The organism is Gemmobacter megaterium (genome assembly GCF_900156815.1).
GTDB classification, from domain to species: domain Bacteria; phylum Pseudomonadota; class Alphaproteobacteria; order Rhodobacterales; family Rhodobacteraceae; genus Wagnerdoeblera; species Wagnerdoeblera megaterium.
The window spans coordinates 85630-109442 of the sequence record NZ_FTOT01000006.1; the positions used below are offsets into that span (position 1 = coordinate 85630).

Here is a 23813-nt window from a genome sequence, read left to right on the forward strand (position 1 = left end):
AGAAGGGGGGCAGATGCCTAGGCGACGGATGATATTGGCCGGGCTGATCGGAGCGGCGCTGACGGGTGGTGCGGCCCTGCTGGGCTTGCGTCGATGGCGCGAGGGGCCGGCGCTGCCTGCCGATCGCACGCCTGTTGGCGGTGCGGTTCTGGCGCACGCCCAATCCCCGTTGACGCCGCCTGCGGGGCCGCTGCGGGTCTATCATCTGGGCCATTCGCTGGTGGGGCGGGACATGCCTGCGATGCTGGCCCAACTGGCGGGGCATGACCATGCGAGCCAACTGGGCTGGGGCACGCCCTTGCGCGCCCATTGGGAAGACCGGGTCGAGATCACGGGCTTTGTGACCGAGAACGCCCATGCCCGTCACCGCCCTGCCCACGAGGCACTAGCCTCTGGCGACTACGATGCCGTCGTGCTGACAGAGATGGTGGAGCTGCGCGATGCGATCCGGTGGCATGCAAGCCCGCACTACCTAGCCCGTTGGGCGCTGGCGGCGCAGGCCGGGAACCCGCAGGTCAGGATTTACCTGTATGAAACCTGGCACCGGCTGGATGATCCGGATGGCTGGCTGGAACGCATCGCCACGGATCTCCCCGCCTTGTGGCAAGGCCAGGTGCTGCAAGGTGCGCTGGCCTGGGACTCTCCGCCTGTCTACCTTGTCCCTGGCGGGCAGGCATTGGCGGCGGCGGTCCGCGCCGCCGAGGCGGGCGAGCTGCCCGGTATCACCCGGCGCGAACAGTTCTTTGCACGCGCGGCCGATGGTTCTCAGGACAGCATTCACCTTGGTGATCTTGGTCATTACCTGATTGCGCTGGTGCATTATGCCGTGCTGTACCACCGTTCGCCCGAAGGGCTGACAGGTGCGGTCACGCGCGCCGATGGCACGCCCGTGCCGGTGGCCCCGGATCTTGCCTCTGCCTTGCAGCGCATCGTCTGGGCCGTGGTCCGGGCAACCCCCGGAACCGGAGTTTCCGCATGAGCCTGATGTCCCTGATGGCCGAAGTGCTGTTTGTCGGTCATTCGCTGATCGGCCCGACCCTGCCCCGCATGGTGGAACGCGCTGCGGTCGCGCAGGGGGTGGAATTGCGGTCCGAGATGCAGATCATCAATGGCGCGCCGCTGAAGTGGAACTGGGAACACTCGGCCCAAGGGCAGGGGGGCGATGGCCGTCGCATACTGGAGAGTGGCCGGATCGGTCATCTTGTTCTGACAGAGGCGATCCCGCTGGCCAATCATCTGCAATGGTCCGACAGTGTCGGGTTCGCCCGCCAATGGGCGGCGGCTGCCCTGGATGCCAATCCGGCGGCGCAGGTCTGGATCTATGAAACATGGCACAGTCTGAATAGTGGCACGGGGCGTCCTGTTGAGCATGACGCCCAGGGGCATCTGCCCTGGCGCCAGCGCCTTGCCGACGATTGGGCGAACTGGCAGGGGCTGGCTGCCGCTGCGGGCCCAGAGGTCCGCGTGATCCCGGCGGGGCAGGCGATGGGTCGGCTGGCGGATGAGATCGACAAGGGCACGGTGCCGGGCCTGCGCGAAATTGGCGATGTGTTTTCCGATGACATCCACCTGAATGACCGGGGGCTCTATATGGTTGCCATGGTGATCCATGCCAGCCTGACCGGGAGGGATCCGCGCGGCCTGCCGCCCCGTCTGGTGCGGCAATGGCAGACTCGCGCAATCGTGACCGAGGCCATGGCGGCCCGGATGCAGGAAATCGCCTGGGAGGTCGTGCAAGCCCGGCGGGCCGAGGTGCCAAAGCGCTCGGATGTGGTTCTGGCAGAGGCACCGGACCCACCACGCGCGCTGCCCGGCGGCAATGTGGCAAGCCCGGACGACAGGGCCGGGTTCCAACCAGACATCGCAGCCTTGGGAGGTGTATCGGCAAAGGGGATCGGCTTCGGCCTTGCCGAATTGGCGGATTGGTCCACCTCGCAGCCGTTTCTGGACATAATGAAGACGGCGCGGCCATGGATCGGTCATCTGCCCGACCGCTGGGGAGGGTGGGGGCATGACGATCTGGCCGCGGCCGACTGGCTGGATGCCGAGGGATGGCCGCGCGGCGTGCCGCCAGAGTTGCGGGGGATTTCCACGTTGATCCTGACCGATATGCCCGAAGATGCGGCAGGCCTTGGCGGGCGCTATCTGCTGACCCATGAGGGGCGCGGAACCCTGCGGCTCGAAGGCCGTGCACAGATCGTGTCGCAGGCGCCGGGGCGGATCGTGTTCGACTTTACTCCGGGCGAGGGGAGTGTGTTGCTGACCATCTCGGCCAGTGATCCCGCCGATCCGATCCGCCGGATCCGCGTGCTGCGCGAGGATCGTGTGGCGCTGATCGAGAGCGGTGCCATCTTCAACCCCGACTGGCTGGCGCGCATCCGGGGCGTGCGGCTGATCCGCTTCATGGACTGGATGCGGACCAACGGCAGCGACCTGTCGCGGCTGGAGGACCGGCCCCGGCCCGCCGACTACACCTGGGCGCGTATCGGTGTTCCGATAGAGGTGATGGTGGCGCTGGCCAATGAGTTGCAGGCCGACCCGTGGTTCACCCTGCCACATCTGGCGCAGGATGATCTGGTGCGCTTCTACGCTCAGGCGGCATATGACGGTCTGGCACCCGGTTTGGTGGCGCATGTCGAATATTCCAACGAGCTGTGGAACATGATCTTTCCCCAGGCTGTCTGGGCCGAGGAACAAGCCAAGGCGCGCTGGGGGCAGGAATGGAAATGGGTGCAGTTCGGTGCGATGCGCGCCGCTGAAACGGTCGGCATATGGGCCGGGGTCTTTGCCGATGCGCCGGATCGGCTGGTCCGCGTTCTGGCGACCCAGACGGGATGGAAAGGGTTGGAGGCCGATATTCTGACCGCCCCTCTGGTGGTGGCCGAAGGCAGGCCCGCACCCTATACAGCTTTTGATGCCTGGGGCGTGACGGCCTATTTTTCTGCTGGCATCGGGTATCCCGAAAGTGAGGGGCTGGTGCGCGGTTGGCTGGACGAAAGCCGGGCCGCCGCAGAGCGGGCCTCTCGGGCGCTGCCCGAGCACGAGCGCGCCGCGCATGTGGCCGCGCATCGGTTCGATCTGGCGATCGACCTGGCCATCGAGGATCTGTCGGACGGGCGCCATGGCGGCAAGGTTGCGGACTCGGTCGCGGGTCTGGTGGACGACCTGCTGCCCTATCATGCGGCAGTCGCACAGGCGCATGGGCTGCGGCTGATGATGTACGAGGGGGGGACACATGTGGTTGGCCTGGGGCCGTTGCAGCAGGATGCAGAGGCCAATGCCTTCATGGTTGCACTGAACTACAGCACCGGCATGGGGGCCTTGTATCGTCGGCTTGTGGATGGCTGGCACCGGCTTTCGGATTCGCCGTTCAATGCCTTTGTCGATGTGATGGCCCCAAGCCGCTGGGGCAGTTGGGGGGCACTGCGGCATCTGGGCGATGACAACCCGCGCTGGCGGGCGCTGGCGCGTGGCGAATGATGCTGTCTGTCATCCTGCCCGCGAGCAATGAACAGGACTGGATCGGGCCGTGTCTGGATGCGCTGCTGGCGTCGGATCCGGTTGGCATGACCGCCGAGGTGATCGTGGTGGCCAATGGCTGCCGCGATGGCACTGTCGCCGCTGCGCAGGCACGCGCCGGGGCTGCCGATGCGGCGGGGTGGCGGCTGGAGGTGGTGGATCTGGCGAAACCGGGCAAGCTGAATGCGCTCAACATCGGCGATGCGCGGGCGGGTGGAGCTTTGCGGGTCTATCTGGATGCCGATGTGCTGGTCAGCCCGCCGCTGATCGGTCAGATTGCGCGGGCGCTGGCGGCTGCGCCGGGGCCGGCCTATGCCAGTGGAACGCCAGAGATTGCCGCGGCCCGCAGTCCGGTGACACGCGCCTATGCCCGTTTCTGGATGCGCCTGCCGTTTGCGGGATCCGCTGCACCGGGGTTCGGCCTGTTTGCGGTGAATGCCGCCGGGCGGGCGCGGTGGGGTGCGTTTCCGGACATCATTTCCGACGACACCTTTGTGCGTCTGCACTTCGCGCCGTCAGAGCGGATCGGCCTGCCCGCAACCTACAGTTGGCCGATGGTCGAAGGATTCCGCCGCCTTGTCCGCGTCCGGCGGCGGCAGGACGAAGGCGTGGCGCAGATTGCTGCGCAATGGCCGATGCTGCTGGGAAACGAGGGCAAGGCGCGCTTGGCTCCGGGTTCGGTCCTGCGGCTGGCGCTGGCGGATCCGGCGGGGTTTGCTGTTTATGCGGCGGTTTCGCTTGCGGTAAAGCTTGGACCGCGCAGCCGGGGGTGGGTGCGGGGGCGCTAGCATCCCGACCGCTGGGCCAGTCGCGCCGCCATCTGCCCTGCCACCTCTTGCAACGGCCCCAGCAGCCGGTCTTGCGCCTCGTCGATTGACAGGGCGCTGAGCAGATACATGGCGTTGATCGCCCCGAACACCTGCCTGTCCGCCATGATGGGCACGCCAAGACTGAAGAAGCGTCCTTCGTAATGCGCGCGGGAATAGCTGGGATCCATCGTCGCAAAGCCCTGTGCCCTGATCTGGTCCAGGCGGCTCTCCAGCCGGGCCGGGTCGCGCGCCAAATCGTTCTCCGAGGCCGGATCCCCGGCCAATCGTGCCAGAACGGCCGCGCGCTCCCTTGCGTCGCAATGCGCGAGATACGCCAGCCCCAGACTGGTCACCAACATGGGCGCCCGGAACCCCGAGGCACGTATGAAATGCAAGGGTTCCGGTGGGCGAGAGGAATGCACCACCAGCATCGCATCATGGTCGAACAGCGCAACATCCGACGGCCACCCGATGCGCTGGCGGAACTGCGCCAGATCATCCGACACGATTGCCCCGACCACCTTGTGCCGGTCATATCCTGTGGCAAGCGCCAGTGTCTTGCCAGTGGGGCGGTAGACCGGCTGCTCTGGATCGCGCAGCACATATCCGGCATGGATCAGCGTTTCCAGCATCCGCACCACGGTTGCCTTGTCAATGCCGGTGGCGCCGTGAATCCCGGCGACCGTCGCCTTGGTTCCCGGTCGGTTCAAGGCGGCCAGAACGTCCAGAACCCGCAGGGCGGCGGTTACCGGCTTGTAGGAAGTCATACGTTCTCCTGTGTGATCGCGCCTGTTGCACTGGCAGTGTTCCATGGTAGATTAATGAAATTGTATTTCATCTGATGAAATATGACAAGGGAGGACAGATGACATCGGACCTGATCGCCGACAGCGCGCGGCGGATGTTCGCGCAGCATGAAACCACCGGCAGGGGCTGGTCGGGCACGCTTTGGCAGGCCATTGAGGAGGCGGGCTTTGCGCTGAGCCTGCTGTCCGAGGAGGATGGCGGCTTCGGGCTGGACGCTGCCGAGGCGGTGGAGCCGCTGCGAATTGCGGCGTCGGTGGCCGCTCCGGTGCCGTTGGCGGAAACCATGCTGGCGAACTGGCTGCTGGCGCGCGCGGGTCTGCCGCTGGCAGAGGGGCCCGCGGCTGTGGTGTTCGGCCCGGCCCGCAAGGTTCCGTTCGGGCGGCACCTTGCGCTTCTGGTGGTGTGCGACGGTCTGGCCCAAGGTTGCCAGTTGTCCACGTTCGCGGTGGCGGGTGGCGACTGGCAGCACGGTTGTTCCATCGCCGGCGAGGCGCGCGACACTCTGGCGACACTCCCCGCCTCTCAGGCCGTTGTGCCGCTGGCGCTGAATCCGCAGGTGCCGCGCGCGGTTGCGGCAGTGCTGCGCGCCCAGCAGATCTCGGGCGCGTTGCAGGCTGTGCTGGAAATGACCGTGCGCTATGCGGGCGAGCGGGTGCAATTCGGTCGTGCGCTGGGCAAGTTTCAGGCAATCCAGCAGTATCTGGCGACGATGGCCGCCGAAACCGCTGCGGCGGGGGCCGCCGCACAGATGGCCGCCTTGGCGCTGCCGCTGGCAGAGTCGCATCCCGACCGGCTGGTTTTGCTGGCAGCGGCCGCCAAGATCCGCGCTGGAGAAGCGGCCGGAAAAGTGGCGGAACGGGCCCATCAGATCCACGGGGCCATCGGCTTCAGCCAGGAATACGCCCTGCACCCGCTGACCCGCCGACTGTGGACCTGGCGCGACGATGATGGCCGCGAGGCGGATTGGGCCGCCACCCTTGGCGCCGCGATGGCCGCCGGCGGCGCACTCTGGCCGCAGATCACCGCCCTGCAATCGGACCGTTTCTGATGACCACGCTCGATTTTCCCCTTCCCGACCAACGCACTGACCATGCCGCCCTGCGCGCCGAGGTGCGTGCCTTCCTGCGCGCGACCTTGCCGCCCGGCTATTCCGCAGCCGATCAGGCGCGCAGTTGGTCGGGCTTTGACGCCGAGTTCAGCCGCGCCCTTGGCGCCGCCGGATACATCGGAATGACCTGGCCCAAGGACTACGGCGGACATGCCCGCAGCCCGGTCGAGCGCCATGTGGTTATGGAAGAGCTGCTGGCCGCAGGTGCCCCCGTGGCCGCCCACTGGATCGCCGACCGGCAAAGTGCCCCGATGATCCTGCGCAATGGCACCGAGGACCAGCGCCGCAGCATCTTGCCCAGGATCGCGGCCGGAGACTGCTACTTCTGCATCGGCATGAGCGAGCCGGACAGCGGATCCGACCTTGCCTCGGTCCGTATGCGGGCCGAACGCACCGCAACCGGATGGCGGCTGACCGGCACGAAACTGTGGACGACCTATGCCCACGAATCCCATTACATGATCTGCTTTTGCCGCACCGGCCCGGCCGAAGACCGCCATGGCGGCACCAGCCAGTTTCTGGTCGACATGTCGCTGCCCGGCATCACGGTGCGTCCCGTGCTGGACATCGCAGGAGAGCATCATTTCAACGAATGCAGTTTCGATGGCGTGGAACTGCCCGACACCGCGCTGTTGGGGCGCGAAGGCGATGGCTGGGCGCAGGTCATGTCGGAACTGTCGTTCGAGCGCAGTGGGCCGGAGAGGTTTCTGTCGTCTTTTGCGCTGCTGGAGGAAATGAACCGCCTTGGCGCGGATGTGCCTGCCGTTGAAAGATCGGTGGGGCGGCTTGTGGCCCATACGCTGGTGTTGCGTCATATGTCGCAATCGGTGGCAGGGCGGCTGGAGCGGGGCGAAAAGCCCGATCTACATGCTGCCATCGTCAAGGATCTGGGCGCGTTGCTGGAACAGGAGACCCCCGAGCGCGCGCGCGAGGCGATCGACCCCGCGACGGCCGATCCCGCATATGACGCGACCTTTGCCCGTGTGCGGCAGATGGCACCGTGCTTTTCGCTGCGGGGTGGCACCCGCGAAGTGCTGCGAGGCATCATCGCCCGCGGTCTTGGCCTGAGATAGGAGACATCATGCCCATCGTTCTTTCCGAAACCGATGCCGACGGCATCGTCACGATCACCCTGAACGACCCCGAAACGCGCAACGCCATCTCTGGCCTGCCGATGATCGAGGGGCTGCTTGAGGCGCTGGAGGCCGCAGAGGCAGATCCAAAGGCGCGGGTCATCGTGTTGACCGGCAGCGGCAGCGCGTTTTCGTCGGGCGGCAACATCAAGGCGATGTCACCCGGACAGGGCCTGGTGGACGAGGTTCCAGCCCAGACGCGCCGCAATTACAAGACCGGCATCCAGCGCCTGCCCCTGGCCTTCGAAGCGTTGGAATTGCCGGTGATCGCTGCGGTGAACGGGCCGGCCATCGGCGCGGGTTGCGATCTGACGCTGATGTGCGATGTGCGCATCGCCGGGCAGTCGGCCAAGTTTGCCGAAAGCTTTGTGCGTCTGGGGATCATCCCTGGCGATGGCGGCGCCTGGCTGTTGCCTCGGGCGGTCGGCTTTGCCAAAGCAAGCGAAATGGCGTTGACCGGCGATCTGGTCGGTGCAGACGAGGCGCTGCGCATTGGCCTTGTGTCCCGTGTGGTCGAAGACGGCGCCCTGCTGGACGAGGCACGCGCCATGGCCCGCCGCATCGCCGCGAATCCGCCCCACGCCACCCGCATGACGAAGCGCCTGCTGCGGCAAGCCTGGAACAACACGCTGTCTGCCGTTCTGGACATGTCGGCAGCAATGCAGGCGGTGGCCCATCATACCGACGACTATCACGCGGCCCTGGCACGCATGAACGCCGGTCAAGGCCGCGCCTCGTCGAAGCGTCCCTAAAGTCGGGGTTGAATCCGCCGTAGGGCCAGCTATATGCAGCGTCATCCACCGCGCCGGGCGCGCAGGCGGAGTCTGTTCGGTGACCGGGCCCCTCTGGCGGAAGTGGCGGTGCTTTCGTGATGTCGGCACCGCAACATCCATAGCCGCCGGACATTTCGTCATGACATCAGGGACAACCGCTTCGACCGGAGCCGGGCATCGCTCGACGCTGCAATATTTCCGCTGGGCCTTTATCGTTACGGCCATCGGCCTTGGCCTTGGCCTGTGGCTTGGCTTTTCGACCGAGCACACCGTGGGCGGAGCAATGAAGGTGTTCTTCATCGTCTGCGTTCTGGCGGTGCTGGAAATCTCGTTGTCCTTTGACAACGCCATCGTCAATGCGAACAAGCTGAAGGACATGACGCCGAAATGGCAGCAGCGGTTCCTGACCTGGGGTATCCTGATCGCCGTATTCGGGATGCGGATCGTGTTCCCGCTATTGATCGTGGTGATTGCTGCAAATGTCGGGCCGTGGACGGCGATCGTCATGGCGGCAAGTCAGCCCGAGGAATACAGCCGCATCATGCATGATGCCCATCTGCCGATTGCCGCCTTTGGTGGCACTTTCCTGATGATGGTCGCGCTGTCGTTTTTCTTTGATCACGAGAAAGACGTCCATTGGGTGCGCTGGATCGAGGAGAAGGCGACGCAGTATTCTTCGGTCAAGGGTATCGAGATCGCCTTTGTCCTTGTGATCATGCTGGTGTTCTCCGAGGTGATCGAATCCTGGAAAGGTGCGGCGTCTGCGACCGTGTTTTTTCATGCGGCCATCTGGGGGCTGCTGACATTTCTTCTGGTCGAGGTGCTGGGCGGCATCCTGGATCGCAGTCAGGAGCTGATGGAGGGCGCGGCCCGCGGGGGGCTTGGGGCGTTTCTGTACCTGGAGGTGCTGGACGCCTCGTTCAGCTTTGACGGTGTGATCGGTGCGTTTGCGCTGTCGTCGAACCTGTTCATCATCGCCATCGGTCTGGGCGTGGGCGCGATGTATGTGCGCTCCATGACGATCATGCTGGTGGAAAAGGGGACGCTGGCCCAGTACCGCTATCTGGAACATGGGGCGTTCTACGCGATCCTGATCCTGTCGGTGATCATGTATGTCCAGACGCTGACCCATATCCCCGAGGTCATCACCGGGTTGGGCGGTGCCGCGTTGATCGGGTTTGCGCTGTGGTCATCCATCCGGTGGAACCGCAAGAACGCGATTGCCGCCTGAGAGTTATGGCCCCGGCTGCGCGCCGGGGCCATTCCCCAGGTCGGTCGATAGCTGATCGGTAAAGGTCCGGGCAGCCCGAACAGTGGTGCCATCGGCCGCAAGGTCGATCTGTGCCGTCGGCCCGATGACGGTGATCGCCAGTTGCATCCCCCCTGTATGGTCGAACACCGGCGCCGCGACTGCGGATACGCCAGGGATCGGCAGGTCGCGGGTGGTCGTGTAGCCTTGAGCCGCGGTATTGGCCACCTCGGCCCAGTAGGTGGTCTGCTGCGCTGGGTCTGGCAATTCGTGGCGAACAAGCGGTTCGGTGTTGTCACGCGGGAGGTAGGCCGCAAAAAGCCGGCCGGTGGCGGTGCCGGTAACGGTGAACATCCCCCCTGCGCGCACGTTGGCATGAATACGCTCGGGCCCTTCGTGGACATAGACGATCACCGGACCATGCAGGCCCCAGACCGTCACGGCGACCATTAGCCCTGTGTCCTCGGCCAGAACAGGCAGGCGGCGCATGGTCTCGCGGTAGGCATCGGTGCCGCGCAGGCGTACCAGGCCAAGTTCCAGCGCAAACGGGCCAAGCGCATAAAGCCCGGTTTCCGTCTGTTCTACCATGCGGATGGTTCGCAGACTGACCAGATAGGGATGCAACTGAGACGGTGCAACGCCCACGGTTTCGGCAAGATCGCGCAGCTTGACCGGGGCGCCCACCTGCGCCATCGCGCGCAGGATGGCGCCGCCGGTTTCCAGCGATTGCACGCCGCGTTGCTGTCTGGGCTTGGTCACGCTGGCTCCATCCGTTGTGTTCCTTCACCTAGAGGCATGGGGGGCAGGCGGCAAGCCGCGCGCACGGCCTGTTGTCAGGGTCATGGATGTGATCAGGCCGATCGTGGCCAGCGCAACCCCAAGCCATTGCAGGCCATTCGGCTGAAGTCCCGCTACCGGAATCGCCATCAGCACGGCAGAGGGGGGCACAAGCGCGTTGAAGATCGACGCCCGCCCGGTGCCCAGCAGAACCACAGCCGCCGCAAATGCCGCAGGTGCCCCGCTACCGCCGATAACGCCCTGCACCATGGCCTGCTGGAGCCATGGCAGATGTGGCGCATCGGGCAGGCCCCAGACCAGCAGGTAGATGGGCAGGAACATCAGCCCGGCATAGAGCGCGACGCCGCCCGTGGTTTCGACGGGGGGCATCCGCCAGCGCCCCAGAAGCCAGCTGAACACACCCCACAAGGCGCCCGAGACGACAAAGCACAGATCGCCCGCCACGGCCCACAGGCCGCTTGCCTTGGCGGTACCGCCCCGGTCGGCGCCGATCACGATCAGCCCTGCAAGCAGCAAGGCAAGACCGACCATCCGCAGCGCGCTGATCTGCTGGCGGTCCACCAGCCGCACCAGCAACAGCGCCACCATCACCGAAGTGCCCGGACCGATCACGACGGCATGGGCCAGCGGGGCCAGCCGGAATCCCAGGTTGAAGGACATGGAAAACGCCGGCCCGACCAACAGCGCCATCAGGATCAGGCGTCGCTGGTCCAGACGCAGGCCACGCCACAGAAACCATGGCAGCAGCACCAGCGCGGCCACACCATAGCGCAGCAGGGTCAGATCCTGCGGCCGAAAGCCCTGGGCCTGGGCGATTTCGGTGCCGACATTGAACAGGCCCCAGCCCGTCACCGCCAGCAAGCCCAGACAGATGCCCGCCACCAGACGCAGGGGCGAGACGGGTTCAGTCATTGCCGCCCGCCATATCGCGCGCGGCGATCCAGCCAAAGGTAATCGCCGGGCCAAGCGTGATGCCACCGCCGGGATAGTTACCACCCATGATGCTGGCCGCATCGTTCCCGGCCGCATACAGGCCCGGAACGGGGCGTCCGTCCTGATCCAGCACCTGCGCGCGGCCATTGGTTTTCAGCCCGGCAAAGGTGCCCAGATCGCCGACATACAGCCGCACGGCATAGAATGGCCCCTTGGCCAGCGGTGCCACGCAGGGGTTGGGCTTGTGGTCGGGGTCGCCCAGACTGCGGTTGTAGCTGGTCGATCCCTTGCCAAAGGCCGGGTCTTCGCCCCGGTCGGCGTGGCGATTGAACTCGGCCACTTCAGCCTCCATCATCACCGGATCGGCACCGATCTGCCGGGCCAGATCCGCAATCGTGGCGCCGCGCAGCAGATAGCCATCCTTGATCAGGTGGCCATAGGGCACTGGCGCCGGCTTTGCGAACCCCAGACCGTATTTGCGAAAGGCCCGGTGATCGGCCACGAACCAGGCCGCCAGTTCGGCATCGGGGCCGCCTTCCTCCTGGCAGCGTTTGACCATGGCCTGACAGAAATCATGGTAGCTTTGCGCCTCGTTCACAAAGCGGCGGCCAGAGCGGGTGACGGCAATGACGCCGGGTTTGGACCTGTCGACGAAATGCGGGAATGTTCCCAGCGTGCCATCCTTGCGCCTTGGGCGCGAAATGGGCACCCAGGCAGCGGCATGGGGCAGGGTGGTATCGAGATCTGCCCCCACTGCCTCGCCCAGACGCAACCCGTCGCCGGTGTTGCCGGGGGGCGCCGGGCTGACATGTTCGTGGCCGCTGGGGGCATGGGGCATCAGTTCCTTGCGGCGCAGCGCATCCTGCGGGAAACCGCCTGCGGCAAGGACGACGCCCTTGCGGGCCGCCACTTCGATTTCGCCCGTGCGGGTGTGCAGGATGGCGCCGGTCACGCGGCCCGTATCGTCGCGGATCAGGCGCCTGACGGGAGAGTCGGTCCAGATCTCGACGCCTGTGTCAAAGGCCGATTTGGCCAGCCGCCCGACCAGCGCATTGCCATTGGTCAGCCGCATGGGGCGGCCATGCAGCAGAACATCGCGCAGATATTTGGCAAAAAGCTGCCCTACAAACGCAAAGGACACGGGCGAGCGCAGAACGTTGAAGAAATGCAGCAACTCCTTGCCGGACCCGATCATCATGCCCAGCACGGTGATTTCGGCCAGTGGCGGGCGCAGGCGGCGCACCTCTGGCCCCAGCCCGCGCGCGTCGAAGGGCCGGGCGACGATAGAGCGGCCGCCATCCATGCCGCCGGGCGCTGTCGGGTGATAATCGGCAAAGGTGGGGCCAAGATCGAATTGCAACGCGGTGTTCTGTTCAAAGAACTCCACGGCCTTGGGCCCGGCATCCAGAAAGGCATCCACCCGGTCGGCATCGAAATGCGCGCCTGCCTCGTGGTGCAGATAGGTGCGGGCCTTGTCCTTGCTGTCCTGAACACCGGCGCGCTGGGCGGGCGCGTTGCAGGGAATCCACATCCAGCCGCCTGACCGGGCCGTGGTGCCGCCGAACACCGGCTCTTTTTCCGCGACCAGAACCGACAGGCGCCGATGCGCCGCCGCAACGGCGGTGGCCAGCCCCCCGGCGCCCGACCCCACCACCAGAACATCGACCTCGTGCCGCCGCATGGCGTCTCTCCTTGTCAAGCCGTCAGATAGCCACCGTCGACCGGCAGCAATGTGCCGGTGACGTAGCTGGACATGTCAGAGGCCAGGAACAGGACCGGCCCCACCAGTTCGTCGGGTTGCCCCGTGCGGCCCATCGGGGTGTGGGCCATGAAGCGGCCGATGGCCGCGGCGTTCGTGCGCGTCGCCTCGGTCATCGGGGTGTCGATCACGCCCGGTGCGATGGCGTTGACGCGGATGCCAAGCGGTGCCAGTTCATTGGCCAGCGCGCGGGTCAGTTGCAGGACCGCCCCCTTGGAGGCGGCATAGGCCGACAGTCCAGGCCCGGCCGAGACCGACATGATGGATCCCAGGTTCACCACGCGCCCCCGCGTGGCGCGCAACTGGTCCAGGAACGCCCGCGTCACCAGCATGGGGCCAGTCGCATTCACCGCCATGACCGCGGCCCAGTCGCCTTCGAACCCAGGCGAATCGGCAGGGGTGCGGCGGATGATACCGGCGTTGTTGACCAGTATGGCCGCGGGGCCGAGATGCTGCGCCACCCCATCCGCAAAGTCGCGGACCGAGGTGCCGTCGGTCACATCCAGCTCCAGCCCGACGGCCCGCCCGCCCAGCGCGGCGATTTCGGCTGCAACATCCTTGGCGCCAGCCGCGTTGACATCGCCAATCGCCACCATCGCGCCGGCATGGGCCAGACCAAGCGCAATGGCGCGGCCATTGCCTTGGGCGCCGCCCGTGACGACGGCGACCTGCCCTGTGATTCCCTGCATGGCGTCCTCCCAGCCAAATTTGCATGTTGCAAATTGATTTGACTATAACTAACGTTTTTCCCATGCCAAGCCGAAAACCGCTTGGCGCCACGGAGGGCCCCGGCCATGATCGGCCGGGGTGGCACAGGGAGGACATGATGAAGAAGCGCCTTGCGGCGGCCCTTGCGGCTGCCAGTATTCTTGCAGGGGCCGTTGCCCCCGCCACCGCGCAGACCTTTGACCTGCAAAGCGTGTTCGGCCTGAACACCCCGTCGATCGGACCCAGCCCGAAGCTGTGGGCCGAACGGGTCAAGCTGATGACCGGCGGCAAGGTCACGATCAACGTGCATGGAGCCGGCGACTTTGTGCCGCCGTTCGAGGTGTTCGGCGCGGTGTCATCGGGTGCGTTGCCCATGGGGTTCGACTGGATCGGCTATTGGGCGAACCAGATTCCCGTGGCGAACCTTGTGGGCTCCATGCCGTTCGGTCCCGAGCCGGACATCACGCTGGCCTGGATGTTCAAGGGCGGCGGGCTGGAGATCATCCAGAAGGCCTATGATCCGCATGGCGTGGTCGTGCTGCCCTGCCATCTGGTCGGGGCCGAGGCGGGCGGTTGGTTCAACAAGGAAATCAACACCGTTGACGACCTCAAGGGCCTGAACATGCGGATCGCGGGTCTGGGCGGCAAGACGCTTGCCAGGATGGGCGCGAACACGCAACTGGTTCCCGCAGGCGAGATCTTTGTATCGCTGGAAACCGGGCGCATCGACGCGGCGGAGTTCTCTGCCCCGCAGCTGGATGTGGGGCTGGGGTTCCAGCGGGTGACGAAGTATTACTACTTCCCCGGTTGGCACCAGCCGTCCAGCTGGGACAGCATCATCATCAACAAGGCGGTCTGGGACGGATTCGATTCCGATACCCAGCAGGTGATGCGCGAAGCCTGCTTCGCCAATATCTCGTGGAACCTGGCCGATCAGGTGAACGCCCAGGCAGAGGCGATCAAGACCATCCGTGATGCGGGTGTCGATGTGCGCCGCTTCCCCGACGAGGTGTTGCTGGCCATGCAGGCGGCTGCCAAGGAAGTACTGGCAGAAGAGGCAAAGAACGACGCCATCTTTGCCGAGGCGCTGGACTCGCTGACCGCCTATATGGACGGCGTAGGCGAATGGGCGCGTCTGCAGGCACTGCCGCGCGACTGATATCGACCGGGCGGCCGACAGATGCGGCCGCCCCTTTCCCGACAGGATCGCCATGCGCCTTGCCGACCGCATTCTTGATCTGCTGTGCCTGCCCGCAAAATGGGCAAGCTGGCTTATATTGCCGCTGATCGGCTCGATCCTGGCCGCGATCTTTTTGGCGAAGCTGGGGCAGAACACCTTGGTCTCGTGGTCGCAGCCGGTGCCGGTGCTGGGCAGGGCGATCACGGTGAATTCGCTGCTGGATTTCCAATGGTATGTTTTCGCGTTGCTGGTCCTGTTCGGCGGCATCCTGGCCTATCGCAATGACCGGCATGTCGCGGTGGAAACCGTCGCATTGAACCTGCCGCCCCGTGGCAGGCTGCTGCTTCGGGTGCTGGGCGATCTGCTGCTGTTGACGCCGTTCTGTGCGATCATTGCCTGGTACGGCTACAGCTATGCCATGACTGCCTATGTCACCGGCGAAGGATCGACGCAGGGCGGCCTGATGAACCGCTGGGCGATCAAGGCCATGCTGCCACTGGCCTTTGCCATGCTGACCGCTGCGGGCGTGCTGCGCGGTCTGGCCGGGATTGTCCTGTTGGTCCGGGGACGCTGAGATGGAACATCTGTGGCCGGTTCTCATGCTGCTGGGTCTGATGGCGGGAATATTCACGGGCTATCCGGTGGCCTTTGTGCTGGCCGGGACGGGCATCCTGTTTGCGTTCCTCAACGGAATCCCGGTGATCTTTCTGTCGCTGGGTGTCGGGCGCATCTTTTCGGGGGTGCTCGCGAACTGGCTGTTGGTGGCCATTCCGCTGTTCGTGTTCATGGGCCTGATGCTGGAGCGGTCTGGGATTGCAGAGCGCCTGCTGCGATCGCTGGCATCGGCCTTTCGGGGCATGTCGGGGGCCTATGCCTTTGCCGTCGCCATCATTGGTGTCATCATGGCGGCATCCACCGGGATCATCGGGGCCTCTGTCGTGCTGATGGGCATGATGGCGCTGCCGGCGATGAAGGAAAACAACTATGATATGCGGCTGGCCTCGGGCCTGATTGCCTCCAGCGGTACACTTGGGATTCTGATCCCCCCGTCGATCATGCTGATCATTCTGGGGGATCAGCTGCGGATTTCGGTGGGCGATCTGTTCATGGGGGCCGTCGTTCCGGGGTTGCTGCTGGGCACGCTTTACGTTGTCTATCTGATTGCGGTGGCCATCCTGCAACCGCATCGGATGCCACCGGCGGCAAGGACCGATCCCTTGCCCTTGGGCGCCGCATTGTCGCGGCTGGCGCGGGATCTGCTGGCGCCGCTGATCCTGATCTTTTCGGTGCTCGGCACCATCGTGGCAGGTATCGCCACACCGACCGAGTCGGCAGCCATCGGTGCGGCAGGCGCGATGCTTCTCGCTTTTTCCTCGGGCAACCTGCGGCTGAAAACCTTGCGCGAGTCGCTTTACGAGACGACGTCCACCACGGCCATGATCGTGTTCGTGATGATCGGCGCCTCGATCTATTCGGTGGTATTCCGGCGCCTTGGCGGCGATGCCATGCTGGCGGACCTGTTCCTTGGTGAGGGTGCGCGCCCGATGGTTGTCATGCTGACGATCATGGCGCTGATCTTCGTGCTGGGTTTCTTTCTGGAATGGGTCGAGATCTCGTTGGTGGTGGTGCCCATTGTGGCGCCCATCCTGACCCAGCTGGACTTTGGGATGCCATCCGAGCATGTGCTGATCTGGTTTGCGATTGCGCTGGCGGTGAACTTGCAGACCAGCTTTCTGACTCCGCCCTTCGGCTATGCGCTGTTCTATCTGCGCGGCATTGCGCCGGATCTGCCGATCTCGACAATCTATCGCGGGGTCATTCCCTTTGTGCTGCTGCAACTTCTGGCGCTGGCCCTGGTGCTTGGCTTTCCGGGGCTTGCGTTGAACCTGCCAATGTCGCTGCGCTGACCGGGGCGGGCCACCGGAGGGCCCGCCGCAATGTCGGGCGGTATATCTGTCGGTCAGGCTAGAGCGGCACGCCGCCGATGCTGGCGCCCCCACAGACATAGAGCGTCTGGCCCGTGACAAACCCTGCCTCCGGTTCGGCAAAGAACATGAAGGCGCGTGTGACATCGGCCGATGTGCCCAGGCGACCAACGGGCAGGCGGCTCGCCAGATCGGTTTCCTGGTTGCTGCCCTTGGGGATGATGCCCCAGAAGTTGTCGGTCAGGATCGGGCCGGGGGCGACGACATTGACGGTGATGCCATGCTGGGCCAGTTCCAGCGCCCAGGTGCGGGCCATACCGATCATGCCCGCCTTGGTCGCGGAATAGGCGGTGCGGGTCTTGGTCCCCAGCGCGGCACGAGAGGCATTGAACAGAACACGCCCAAAGCCGCGGTCCTTCATTGCGGGCAAGAACGCCTGCAACAGTTGTAGGGCCGCGCCAAGGTGCAGTTGCGTCAGCACCTGTAGGTCTTCGACCTGCGCCTGTTCGACAAGGTTGGGGCGGATGATCCCGGCGTTATGGACAAGATGAGTGACCTTGTGCCGCGCCGCGATGTCGGCGGCCACGCGCGCGACGGCAGCGGGATCGGTCAGATCGACCTCCATCTCCTCGACCCCTTCGGCGCCGGTGGATTGGCGGGCCAGCGAGATGACATGCCAGCCGCGGGCGCGCATGGCTTGGGCAAGATCGGCACCGATGCCCTTGCTGCCCCCGGTGATGACGGCGGTATACTCGGCCATGATGCCCCCTTATGGCAAAAGCTGGATATTGCCGAAGGCGGCATCGCAGTTGAGGATATCGACCCGCTTGCCCGCGATGCGGATCGCGCCGTCGACCAGACGCAACTGGTGGCGCACGGTCAGTGCCAGCAGCATCTGATCATCCAGCCGGGTTTCGACATAGTGCATCTGGGTCACGACCTCTGCCGCATCGTCGGTCAGCGATACGACACGCGGCCGGTTCAGCACATGGTGGCAGCGGCTTTTCGGCTTCTGGCTGAAAGTGCGCGCGCCGTGCAGCCGTTCCACCCGCAGGCGCAGCATGAAGTTGTCCTCATACAGCAACGAGGTTTCGTTGACCGGATCCTGTTGGTTCCAGTTCAGCGGCATCCAGTAGATCGCCTCGGGCAGCCACAGCGACAGCCAGTCCTGATACTGGCCCTGATCCAGCATCCAGGCTTCGTCATGGACAAAGTCGATGACAGAATCTTTTGTCAGCATCATTCTGCCCCCCACAGCATGAAGCGTTTCCAGGCGTCGAACTGGTTGCGCATCTGGCGTTCGGTGGTGCCGTTCAGCACTGCTTCGGCGCCGAAATCCTCGCCGTCCTCGTACAGGCGCTGGATGTTGACCCATTCCAGGCCATCGGCCAGCAGACCTTCCTGCGCGCGTTCATACATTTCCAGATCGTCATGGCCGACCATCGAGGTGGGGGCGTTGATCATGCGGTTGTACATCGCCGTCCGCGCCGTCAGTTCCGAGGGCGCGCCGTCCAGCGCGAAGATCCAGCTTTCCACCAGCGTCTTGTCCGGCCCCATCGGGATGAAGTTGCGCAACTGCTGGATCGGGCCCTTGATCATGATGTTGGGGAAATAGACGGTGTTGTGCCGGTTCTCGCCCAGAATGGCGCGGGCCCGCTCTTCGCCATAGGCGGCCACCATCGCCTCCCAATAGCCGGGGATTGCGGAATAGTCGGAATGGATCGAATGATGCACCCCGGTGTGGCCGTGGCCGTTGGGCCAGGTGCGGATGCCCATGCCTTCAAAGAATTCGTATGGCGACATGAAGGGGGCGATGATCTCCATCGCCGCAGGGGTGGGCGTGCCTTCGGGCTTGTCCATCGACTCCCAGATCCTGACGGCGGTACCGGCGCTGGATTCATGGGCGACCATGGGGTGGCAGGTGTCGGTCTGGTTCTCGACCAGCATCTTCCAGTTGCACTTGTGCATATAGCGCAGCGGGGCACCGACAACCCGCAGCGTGCCGGTGGGCGAGCGATCCACCATGTTGTCAAAGGACGACAGCGAGTCGCCAAAGAACTCCTGAAACCCGATCCCCTCTGGCGCCAGGCGGGCAAAGACGAAGCCGCGATAATTGTGCCAATCGCCCACCGGGGCCAGGCCACGGGCGGCCTCTGTCTGGTCAAGCCCCGTGCCCTCGTAGCCCTTCTTCAGCGGGATGGCGAGCAGGCAGCCGTCGGTCTTGAACGACCAGGCGTGATAGGGGCAGCGAAAGAATTTGCCGGTGTTCCCGGCCTTGTCGATCACGATCTTGGTGCCCTTGTGCGGGCAGCGGTTGTACATGACCTTGATCTGATTGTCGCTGTGACGCACCATCAAGAGCGGTTGGTCGCCGATCTGCGCGGTGATGTAGTCGCCGGGTTTCGGCACCTGGCTTTCATGGCCGATATAGACCCAGCAGTTCGGGAACAGGTGCTTCATCTCCAGCCGGTAGACATCGGGGCTGGTATAGACGTCGCGGTGCACCTGTTGCGGCTGGATCAGGCGGTTGACGGTGGTCCGAAGGTCGGGGTCGTGTGGCATCCGGCTACTCCCTGTCCCGGCGGTCAAAGGTCAAGTTTCAGGCGGGCGCTTTTGGCCCGGCTGACGCAGATATGGATCAGCTTTCCGGCCTCGCGTTCGGCGGGGGACAGCACCACGTCGCGGTGGTCGGGCGTGCCTTCCAGCACGCCGGTCTGGCAGATGCCGCAATCACCCCGCTGGCAGTCATAAACCAGATCGACGCCGCCGGCCTCCAGCACCTCTATGATGGTCTTGCCGGGTGGCACGGTGAACACCTGCCCGGACGAGGCCACCTCGACCTCGAAGGGCTGGTCTCCGGCTTCGGTCTGCGGGGCGTCGAACAGTTCGGTGTGGAACTGCGCATCGGGCAGGGCGCGGGCAGACCATGCGGCGCGTGTCGCGTCGATCATCGGGCGGGGGCCGCAGACATAGACATGCGTGCCGGGCGCCGCAGTGGCGATCAGGTCGCTGACGGGCAGGGGGCCGCCTGCCTCATCATCCAGATGCACCGCGACGCGGGCGCCGAAGGACTGTGCAAGCGTATCGGCATAGGCCGCTGCCGCGCGGTTGCGTGCAGCCATCACCAGCCGGAAGTCGCGGCCCGTTAATGCAAGCGCGGTGGCCATGGAGATCAGCGGCGTCAGGCCGATTCCGCCCGCGATCAGCAAGGCCGGGCCGGTCCCGGTATCCAGCGCAAAGTCGTTGCGCGGCATCTGCACCTGCAAACGGGCGCCGGTGCGCAGGGCGTGCATCGCCCTGGAGCCACCTGCGCCGCCATCCTCGCGCCGCACGGCGATGCGATAGGCCGTCGCCTCCTGGCCCGGCAGCGTGATCAGGGAATAGGCGTTCCATTGCCCGTCAGCCACCTGAATACGCACATGCGCACCGGGGGTGAAGGCTGGCAGCGCCGCGCCATTGACCGCGCGCAAAGTCAGTTCCCGGATGGAGTCGGCAATCTCGGTTGTGGTGATGACCTCAAGCTCCAGGGCTTGCGCGGCATCGCCCGGATGACCGGGGTGCAACATCACGATGATCCTTCCTGTTCGCGTGGTAGGGGGCCGTTCGGCGCCGTTTCCCTGGCGGTCGGCTCTTGCCATAAAGCATGAATTATCATGGATTGATCTGTCAATATTGAAGATCAAAAATATGACATTTCATATTTCTCTTGACGGATGGGAAAAACCGATGCCAGATTCTCCTCAATAAACGAGTCGGGTTCCACCGACCGCAGACATCAACCGGGAGCCAGAATATGAGCCATGTTATCAGGCAGTTCGCTGCCGCCGCCGTGCTTGCCTGCACCACCGCCCTGCCTGCATTCGCTGCCGATGTGACCCTGCGGGTGTCCAACTGGCTGCCGGTCGCGCATCCTATCGTCAAGGATATCATCCTGCCCTGGGCCGAGGATGTGAAAGAGGCAACCGAAGGCCGGGTCGAGGTTGTGCTGCTGGACGCCCCGTTGGGCCCGCCGCCCGCACATTTCGATTTGGTGGCAAACGGGATCGCCGATATCGGCTTTGCCACCCATGCCTACACGCCGGGTCGTTTCGGCCTGACCGGCATCGGCGAACTTCCGTTTCTGACGCCCAATTCCACCGCCGCCTCTGTCGCCTTCTGGCGCACGTGGGACGCGATGTTGCAGGACAAGGGCGAGCACGCGGGCGTCAAGGTGCTGGGCCTGTGGGGGCATGGGCCGGGAATGCTGTTCATGGGCAAAAAGCCCGCCAGCCCCCTGGCCGACCTCAAGGGATCCAAGATCCGCATTGCGGGCGATATCACCAACCAGTTGGTGACAAACCTTGGCATGTCGTCGATTCAGGCGCCGTCTTCGGAAACCTATGAACTGCTGCACAATGGGATTGCCGATGGCATCGTGTTCCCGCCCGAGTCCATCGACTTTTTCCGCCTGACCGATACGGTGACCAGTGCGCTGGCGGTTGACGGCGGGATGTATAACGTCACGTTCTTTCTGGCGATGAACAAGGCCAAGTTCGACGCCCTGCCCGAGGCAGACCGCGCCGCCATCGACAAGGTATCGGGTGAGGCGCTGGCGCGGATGGCGGGCAAGGCCTGGGATGATGCCGACGCCAAGGGCATGGCCGCGCTTGAAGGCAAGGTCACTTTCCTGGATGCGACACCAGAGGACCGGGCCGCGCTCGAAGCTGCCTCTGAATCGATCTACGCCGCCGTTCGCAAGAATTTCGAGGCCAAAGGCGTTGATTTCGATGCGGCGCTGGAAATGTACAAGGCCGAACTCGCCAAGGTTCAGGCGGAATGATCATCGGGCGCCTGCGCGTCGCTTGCTATTCGGCGACTGCGGTGGTGCTGGGCATTCTGCTGCTGGCCCTGACCGCAGTCACCTTTACGGATGTTGTCGGGCGATACCTGTTCAGCGCCCCCTTGCCGGGGGGGCCTGAACTGACAGAACTGCTGGTGATGGCAGTGGTCTTTGGCGGTCTGCCGGCGCTGTGCCTGGATGACGGGCATATCACGGCAGATCTCGTCACCCAGCGGTTGGGCCCTAAGGCATTGGCGTTTCAGTTGGTGCTGGCCCGGCTGGCCTCGGTGGCGGTCCTTGGGCTTGCCTGCTGGCAATTGTGGAAGATTGGGGTGCGGTTGTCGGGCTATGGGCAGACAACGGTATTCCTGAAGGTTCCGCTCGGGCCGGTGGCCCAGACGGCCAGTGTCATCTGCGGGATATCTGCAACGGTGGTGCTGGGCATGGTGCTCATGCGGGTCGAACGCGCGAAGTGATGCGCCTGCCGAAATCTGGAACCCCGGAGGAAAGATGAGCTGGCCAATCGGTCTGATGGTGTTGTTCGGTCTGCTGTTTGCGGGCATTCCGATCAGCTTTTCGCTGGTGATCGTGGGTGTTCTGGGGGTTGCCAGCATCATCGGGGTCGATCCTGCCATGGCGATGCTTGGGCAGGTCTTTTTCGACTCGGCGCGCAGTTATACGTTGTCGGTCGTGCCACTGTTCCTGTTGATGGGCAACCTGATCGTGCAATCGGGTGTGGCCGACGAAATCTATGACGCGGCCTATGCCTGGTTGCGCCATCGCCGTGGCGGGCTGGCCATGGCAACCATTGCGGCTTGTGGCGGCTTCGGTTCGGTCTGCGGGTCGTCGCTGGCCACTGCGGCCACCATGGGGCGCATCGCATTGCCCGCGATGCGGCGCCACGGCTATTCCGACAGTCTGGCCACCGGGGCGATTGCGGCGGGGGGAACGCTGGGCATCATCATCCCGCCATCGGTGATTCTGGTGATCTATGGCATCCTGACCCAGCAGGATATCGGCAAGCTGTTCCTGGCTGGTCTGATCCCCGGTCTGATGGGGGTGATCGGCTATATGCTGGCTGTCCGGCTGTCATTGTGGATGCGCCCCGAGCAACTTGTCAGCGAGGAAAAATTGCCCCTTGCGGCGCGCATCGCGGCCTTGAAGGGGGTTCTCCCGGCAATGGCGCTGTTTGCCTTTGTGCTGGGCGGAATCTACCTGGGGGCCTTTACCGCGACAGAGGCGGCGGGCATGGGCGCGGCGGGCGCGCTGATCCTGACAGCGATCCGGGGAAAGCTGACGTTGCGCGCCACGCTGACCACGCTGTTCGATACGGGCAAGACCACGGCGGCGATGTTCTTCATTCTGATCGGTGCGCTCTATTTCATGAACTACGTCAACCTGTCGGGTCTTTCGAGCGATATGCGCCGTTTCGTTATGGCACTGGATCTGCCGCCTGTGGGGGTGATCATCCTGATCGGGATCATGTTGCTGATCCTGGGGGCGCTTCTGGAAAGCCTGTCGATGGTCATGCTGGTGGTTCCGGTGCTGTTTCCCATCGTCACGCAGCTGGGATATGATCCGATCTGGTTCGGCATCTTTATCGTGGTGGCTGCGGAACTCAGCTACATTACCCCGCCGATGGGCATGAATGTGTTTGTTCTTCGGGTGGTGGCGCGGGATGTTCCGGTCGGGCAGATCTTTGCCGGCGTCACGCCGTTTGTCCTGATGGATCTGGTTCGCCTGGCGCTACTTGTCGCGGTGCCGTGGTTGGTGCTGGTCATTCCCAATTCGATGTAGTGAATAGGAGGCATGAGTCTCGACATGCCTCCGAATCCGCAGACTGGCTTTCTTGCGGACTACCTCCAGTTCCTGCTGGCGACCGCCAGCGGCCTGGCCAGCCATGGCTTCCACCTGCAGGCGGCCGAGGCGGGGCTTCCGGTGGCGGAATGGCGCGTGCTTGCGTGTCTGTGGGACAGTGACGGGAATACCATCACGGAAATCGCCCGCCTGGCCCAGATGGAACAATCGCGCCTCACCAAGGTGGTGGACCGGATGGACGCACGCAGGTTGATCCGCCGCGTGCGCAGCGCCGAGGATCGGCGACTGGTGCATGTCTGGCTGACCGCCACGGGGCGCGATCTGGCCGAGGCCATGGTCGAGCGTGCCAAACGACACGAGGCAGAGTTCATAGCGGCCAGCCTGACCGAAGCCGAAGGAAAACGGCTGAAAGCGTTGCTGTCCAAGGTTATCCGTCGCGCCAGCGCGGAAACCAGCCATGCCGTGCGGCGCTGAG

The 23813-nt window shown here is 64.6% G+C and carries 23 protein-coding genes; 14 read left to right on the forward strand and 9 right to left on the reverse strand.

Annotated elements, in window-relative coordinates:
* The first annotated feature begins 13 nt into the window (after positions 1-13).
* Genes BW970_RS14220 through BW970_RS14230 form a run of 3 tightly spaced genes read left to right on the forward strand, consistent with a single transcriptional unit; the run spans position 14 to position 4307 of the window.
* Positions 14-979: a hypothetical protein gene (locus BW970_RS14220; protein WP_076532519.1), complete on the forward strand. Its 966-nt coding sequence runs from the start codon at positions 14-16 to the stop codon at positions 977-979.
* Positions 976-3480 (forward strand): hypothetical protein, encoded by a 2505-nt coding sequence (locus BW970_RS14225; RefSeq protein WP_076532522.1) that lies wholly within the window; start codon positions 976-978, stop codon positions 3478-3480. The genes BW970_RS14220 and BW970_RS14225 overlap by 4 nt, the downstream gene beginning before the upstream one ends.
* Positions 3480-4307, forward strand: coding sequence for a glycosyltransferase (locus BW970_RS14230; protein ID WP_083701305.1), 828 nt, complete (start codon positions 3480-3482; stop codon positions 4305-4307). The genes BW970_RS14225 and BW970_RS14230 overlap by 1 nt, the downstream gene beginning before the upstream one ends.
* On the opposite strand, the gene BW970_RS14235 is transcribed toward BW970_RS14230, so the two are convergent.
* Positions 4304-5095, reverse strand: a complete 792-nt coding sequence (locus BW970_RS14235; protein ID WP_076532528.1) for a helix-turn-helix domain-containing protein — start codon at positions 5093-5095, stop codon at positions 4304-4306. The two genes, BW970_RS14230 and BW970_RS14235, sit on opposite strands and share 4 nt — an antisense overlap.
* 98 nt (positions 5096-5193) lie before the next feature.
* On the opposite strand from BW970_RS14235, the gene BW970_RS14240 reads away from it, so the two are divergent.
* From BW970_RS14240 to BW970_RS14255, 4 genes are all read left to right on the forward strand, one after another.
* A complete protein-coding gene (locus BW970_RS14240; protein WP_076532952.1) occupies positions 5194-6183 on the forward strand; it encodes an acyl-CoA dehydrogenase family protein in 990 nt (329 codons plus the stop codon).
* Positions 6183-7316, forward strand: coding sequence for an acyl-CoA dehydrogenase family protein (locus BW970_RS14245; RefSeq protein WP_076532531.1), 1134 nt, complete (start codon positions 6183-6185; stop codon positions 7314-7316). The genes BW970_RS14240 and BW970_RS14245 overlap by 1 nt, the downstream gene beginning before the upstream one ends.
* A gap of 8 nt (positions 7317-7324) precedes the next feature.
* Positions 7325-8128, forward strand: coding sequence for a crotonase/enoyl-CoA hydratase family protein (locus tag BW970_RS14250; protein WP_076532534.1), 804 nt, complete (start codon positions 7325-7327; stop codon positions 8126-8128).
* Positions 8129-8288: 160 nt separating this feature from the next.
* Positions 8289-9380: a DUF475 domain-containing protein gene (locus BW970_RS14255; RefSeq protein ID WP_076532536.1), complete on the forward strand. Its 1092-nt coding sequence runs from the start codon at positions 8289-8291 to the stop codon at positions 9378-9380.
* 3 nt (positions 9381-9383) lie between these two features.
* Here the strand turns inward: BW970_RS14255 and BW970_RS14260 are convergent, their stop codons facing one another.
* Genes BW970_RS14260 through BW970_RS14275 form a run of 4 tightly spaced genes read right to left on the reverse strand, consistent with a single transcriptional unit; the run spans position 9384 to position 13577 of the window.
* Complete coding sequence (locus tag BW970_RS14260; RefSeq protein WP_076532539.1) at positions 9384-10157, reverse strand: IclR family transcriptional regulator; 774 nt, start codon at positions 10155-10157, stop codon at positions 9384-9386.
* 24 nt (positions 10158-10181) lie between these two features.
* The gene (locus BW970_RS14265) at positions 10182-11108 is read right to left on the reverse strand and encodes a DMT family transporter (RefSeq protein ID WP_076532541.1); all 927 of its coding nucleotides are present in this window, start codon (positions 11106-11108) and stop codon (positions 10182-10184) included.
* Positions 11101-12810 carry an FAD-dependent oxidoreductase gene (locus tag BW970_RS14270; protein ID WP_076532543.1) on the reverse strand — a complete coding sequence of 570 codons (1710 nt, stop codon included), beginning with the start codon at positions 12808-12810 and terminating at the stop codon, positions 11101-11103. The genes BW970_RS14265 and BW970_RS14270 overlap by 8 nt, the downstream gene beginning before the upstream one ends.
* 14 nt (positions 12811-12824) lie before the next feature.
* Positions 12825-13577, reverse strand: coding sequence for an SDR family NAD(P)-dependent oxidoreductase (locus BW970_RS14275; protein ID WP_076532545.1), 753 nt, complete (start codon positions 13575-13577; stop codon positions 12825-12827).
* A 137-nt stretch (positions 13578-13714) separates the two neighbouring features.
* Here BW970_RS14275 and BW970_RS14280 point away from each other — a divergent pair, with 137 nt between their 5' ends.
* Genes BW970_RS14280 through BW970_RS14290 form a run of 3 tightly spaced genes read left to right on the forward strand, consistent with a single transcriptional unit; the run spans position 13715 to position 16683 of the window.
* Positions 13715-14755 (forward strand): TRAP transporter substrate-binding protein, encoded by a 1041-nt coding sequence (locus BW970_RS14280; RefSeq protein ID WP_083701306.1) that lies wholly within the window; start codon positions 13715-13717, stop codon positions 14753-14755.
* Between the two features lie 52 nt (positions 14756-14807).
* Positions 14808-15350 carry a TRAP transporter small permease subunit gene (locus BW970_RS14285; RefSeq protein ID WP_076532549.1) on the forward strand — a complete coding sequence of 181 codons (543 nt, stop codon included), beginning with the start codon at positions 14808-14810 and terminating at the stop codon, positions 15348-15350.
* 1 nt (position 15351) lies between these two features.
* On the forward strand, positions 15352-16683 hold the full coding sequence (locus BW970_RS14290) for a TRAP transporter large permease (RefSeq protein WP_076532551.1): 1332 nt from the start codon (positions 15352-15354) through the stop codon (positions 16681-16683).
* Between the two features lie 58 nt (positions 16684-16741).
* Here BW970_RS14290 and BW970_RS14295 read toward each other — a convergent pair whose 3' ends face one another.
* The 4 genes from BW970_RS14295 to BW970_RS14310 are packed head-to-tail and all read right to left on the reverse strand — an operon-like array spanning position 16742 to position 20267.
* A complete protein-coding gene (locus BW970_RS14295) occupies positions 16742-17461 on the reverse strand; it encodes an SDR family oxidoreductase (protein WP_076532553.1) in 720 nt (239 codons plus the stop codon).
* A 9-nt stretch (positions 17462-17470) separates the two neighbouring features.
* Complete coding sequence (locus tag BW970_RS14300; protein WP_076532554.1) at positions 17471-17944, reverse strand: aromatic-ring-hydroxylating dioxygenase subunit beta; 474 nt, start codon at positions 17942-17944, stop codon at positions 17471-17473.
* Positions 17941-19263, reverse strand: coding sequence for an aromatic ring-hydroxylating dioxygenase subunit alpha (locus BW970_RS14305; RefSeq protein WP_076532555.1), 1323 nt, complete (start codon positions 19261-19263; stop codon positions 17941-17943). Before BW970_RS14305 ends, BW970_RS14300 begins: the two co-directional genes overlap by 4 nt.
* Before the next feature lie 23 nt (positions 19264-19286).
* A complete protein-coding gene (locus BW970_RS14310; protein WP_076532557.1) occupies positions 19287-20267 on the reverse strand; it encodes a PDR/VanB family oxidoreductase in 981 nt (326 codons plus the stop codon).
* Between the two features lie 227 nt (positions 20268-20494).
* On the opposite strand from BW970_RS14310, the gene BW970_RS14315 reads away from it, so the two are divergent.
* The 4 genes from BW970_RS14315 to BW970_RS14330 are packed head-to-tail and all read left to right on the forward strand — an operon-like array spanning position 20495 to position 23812.
* A complete protein-coding gene (locus BW970_RS14315; protein WP_076532559.1) occupies positions 20495-21520 on the forward strand; it encodes a TRAP transporter substrate-binding protein in 1026 nt (341 codons plus the stop codon).
* Positions 21517-21996 carry a TRAP transporter small permease gene (locus BW970_RS14320; RefSeq protein WP_076532561.1) on the forward strand — a complete coding sequence of 160 codons (480 nt, stop codon included), beginning with the start codon at positions 21517-21519 and terminating at the stop codon, positions 21994-21996. Before BW970_RS14315 ends, BW970_RS14320 begins: the two co-directional genes overlap by 4 nt.
* 34 nt (positions 21997-22030) lie before the next feature.
* Entirely contained in the window at positions 22031-23317 is a 1287-nt protein-coding gene (locus BW970_RS14325; RefSeq protein WP_076532563.1) for a TRAP transporter large permease, read from the forward strand.
* Between the two features lie 12 nt (positions 23318-23329).
* Positions 23330-23812, forward strand: a complete 483-nt coding sequence (locus BW970_RS14330) for a MarR family winged helix-turn-helix transcriptional regulator (RefSeq protein WP_076532565.1) — start codon at positions 23330-23332, stop codon at positions 23810-23812.
* Position 23813: the final 1 nt, after the last annotated feature.